Genomic DNA, 3,353 nt, shown 5'->3' on the forward strand with positions numbered 1-3,353 from the left:
ACCGAAGGGAAGCGCCCGGAGGAAAACCCGCGAGGGTGAGTACGAAGGAAGCGTCCGTTCCTTGAGAACTCAACAGCGTGCCAAAAATCAACGCCAGATATGTTGACACCCCGTCTCCGGCCGACCGGCCGGGACGAGGTTCCTTTGAAGAAACACAGCGAGGACGCTGTGAACCGCCGGATCATTCCTCCGGCGGTTCCGCTCCCGTGGTGTCCCCGGATCACCGGGAAGCATTCACGGAGAGTTTGATCCTGGCTCAGGACGAACGCTGGCGGCGTGCTTAACACATGCAAGTCGAACGATGAAGCCCCTCGGGGCGGATTAGTGGCGAACGGGTGAGTAACACGTGGGCAATCTGCCCTGCACTTCGGGACAAGCCCTGGAAACGGGGTCTAATACCGGATACCCGTCCCCGCCCGCATGGGCGGGGACGGAAAGCTCCGGCGGTGCAGGATGAGCCCGCGGCCTATCAGCTGGTTGGTGAGGTAACGGCTCACCAAGGCGACGACGGGTAGCCGGCCTGAGAGGGCGACCGGCCACACTGGGACTGAGACACGGCCCAGACTCCTACGGGAGGCAGCAGTGGGGAATATTGCACAATGGGCGCAAGCCTGATGCAGCGACGCCGCGTGAGGGACGACGGCCTTCGGGTTGTAAACCTCTTTCAGCAGGGAAGAAGCGCAAGTGACGGTACCTGCAGAAGAAGCGCCGGCTAACTACGTGCCAGCAGCCGCGGTAATACGTAGGGCGCGAGCGTTGTCCGGAATTATTGGGCGTAAAGAGCTCGTAGGCGGCCTGTCGCGTCGGTTGTGAAAGCCCGGGGCTCAACCCCGGGTCTGCAGTCGATACGGGCAGGCTAGAGTTCGGTAGGGGAGATCGGAATTCCTGGTGTAGCGGTGAAATGCGCAGATATCAGGAGGAACACCGGTGGCGAAGGCGGATCTCTGGGCCGATACTGACGCTGAGGAGCGAAAGCGTGGGGAGCGAACAGGATTAGATACCCTGGTAGTCCACGCCGTAAACGGTGGGCACTAGGTGTGGGCGACATTCCACGTCGTCCGTGCCGCAGCTAACGCATTAAGTGCCCCGCCTGGGGAGTACGGCCGCAAGGCTAAAACTCAAAGGAATTGACGGGGGCCCGCACAAGCGGCGGAGCATGTGGCTTAATTCGACGCAACGCGAAGAACCTTACCAAGGCTTGACATACACCGGAAACGCCTGGAGACAGGCGCCCCCTTGTGGTCGGTGTACAGGTGGTGCATGGCTGTCGTCAGCTCGTGTCGTGAGATGTTGGGTTAAGTCCCGCAACGAGCGCAACCCTTGTCCCGTGTTGCCAGCAGGCCCCCTCGGGGGTGCTGGGGACTCACGGGAGACCGCCGGGGTCAACTCGGAGGAAGGTGGGGACGACGTCAAGTCATCATGCCCCTTATGTCTTGGGCTGCACACGTGCTACAATGGCCGGTACAATGAGCTGCGATACCGCGAGGTGGAGCGAATCTCAAAAAGCCGGTCTCAGTTCGGATTGGGGTCTGCAACTCGACCCCATGAAGTCGGAGTCGCTAGTAATCGCAGATCAGCATCGCTGCGGTGAATACGTTCCCGGGCCTTGTACACACCGCCCGTCACGTCACGAAAGTCGGTAACACCCGAAGCCGGTGGCCCAACCCCCCTGGGGAGGGAGCCGTCGAAGGTGGGACTGGCGATTGGGACGAAGTCGTAACAAGGTAGCCGTACCGGAAGGTGCGGCTGGATCACCTCCTTTCTAAGGAGCACTTCTCACCGGCCCCCGGGCCGGTCAGGGGCCAGTACACCGGCGCACGTCCGGTGCTGGTTGCTCATGGGTGGAACGTTGATTATTCGGCCGGCCGTCTCGGGCCGGGGGCTTGCGAGTACTGCTCTCAGGAGCGTGGAAAGCATGATCTCCGGACGGGCGCCGGCCGGGCACGCTGTTGGGTGTCTGAGGGCACGGCCGTGAGGCCCGTCTCTCGGTGCCGGCCCCGGTGAAGCATCGCTCAGGTGGTGTGTGACGGGTGGTCGGTCGTTGTTTGAGAACTGCACAGTGGACGCGAGCATCTGTGGCCAAGTTTTTAAGGGCGCACGGTGGATGCCTTGGCACCAGGAACCGATGAAGGACGTGGGAGGCCACGATAGTCCCCGGGGAGCCGTCAACCAGGCTGTGATCCGGGGGTGTCCGAATGGGGAAACCCGGCAGTCGTCATGGGCTGTCACCCATACCTGAACACATAGGGTATGCGGAGGGAACGCGGGGAAGTGAAACATCTCAGTACCCGCAGGAAGAGAAAACAACCGTGATTCCGGGAGTAGTGGCGAGCGAAACCGGACGAGGCCAAACCGCATGCGTGCGAGACCCGGCAGGGGTTGCGCATGCGGGGTTGTGGGATCTCTCTTCCACGGTCTGCCGGCCGTGGGACGAGTCAGAAACCGTTGACGTAGGCGAAGGACATGCGAAAGGTCCGGCGCAGAGGGTAAGACCCCCGTAGCCGAAACGTCAGCGGCTCGTTGGAGAGACACCCAAGTAGCACGGGGCCCGAGAAATCCCGTGTGAATCCGGCGGGACCACCCGCCAAGCCTAAATATTCCCTGGTGACCGATAGCGGACAGTACCGTGAGGGAATGGTGAAAAGTACCCCGGGAGGGGAGTGAAATAGTACCTGAAACCGTGTGCCTACAAGCCGTGGGAGCGTCGCGTTGAGTGCTTGCACTCAACGTCGTGACTGCGTGCCTTTTGAAGAATGAGCCTGCGAGTTTGCGGTGTGTTGCGAGGTTAACCCGGGTGGGGAAGCCGTAGCGAAAGCGAGTCCGAACAGGGCGCTTTTAGTAGCACGCTCAAGACCCGAAGCGGAGTGATCTAGCCATGGGCAGGTTGAAGCGGCTGTAAGAGGTCGTGGAGGACCGAACCCACCAGGGTTGAAAACCTGGGGGATGACCTGTGGTTAGGGGTGAAAGGCCAATCAAACTCCGTGATAGCTGGTTCTCCCCGAAATGCATTTAGGTGCAGCGTCGTGTGTTTCTTGCCGGAGGTAGAGCACTGGATAGGCGATGGGCCCTACCGGGTTACTGACCTTAGCCAAACTCCGAATGCCGGCAAGTGAGAGCGCGGCAGTGAGACCGTGGGGGATAAGCTCCATGGTCGAGAGGGAAACAGCCCAGAGCATCGACTAAGGCCCCCAAGCGTACGCTAAGTGGGAAAGGATGTGGAGTCGCACAGACAACCAGGAGGTTGGCTTAGAAGCAGCCACCCTTGAAAGAGTGCGTAATAGCTCACTGGTCTAGTGATTCCGCGCCGACAATGTAGCGGGGCTCAAGCGTACCGCCGAAGTCGTGTCATTGCA

Annotated in this window: 2 rRNA genes (1 of these 2 running past the window's edge); both read left to right on the top strand. The window is 60.8% G+C overall.

Features of this window, described 5'->3' with window-relative positions:
* Nucleotides 1-233 precede the first annotated feature (233 nt).
* Nucleotides 234-1,762, top strand: a 16S ribosomal RNA gene (locus JL475_RS37920).
* A gap of 315 nt (nt 1,763-2,077) precedes the next feature.
* Nucleotides 2,078-3,353, top strand: a 23S ribosomal RNA gene (locus JL475_RS37925); it runs 1,922 nt beyond the window's last position.
* Together the 16S and 23S rRNA genes form the textbook arrangement of a ribosomal RNA operon.

The organism is Streptomyces sp. M2CJ-2 (assembly GCF_016757295.1).
Classification (GTDB): domain Bacteria; phylum Actinomycetota; class Actinomycetes; order Streptomycetales; family Streptomycetaceae; genus Streptomyces.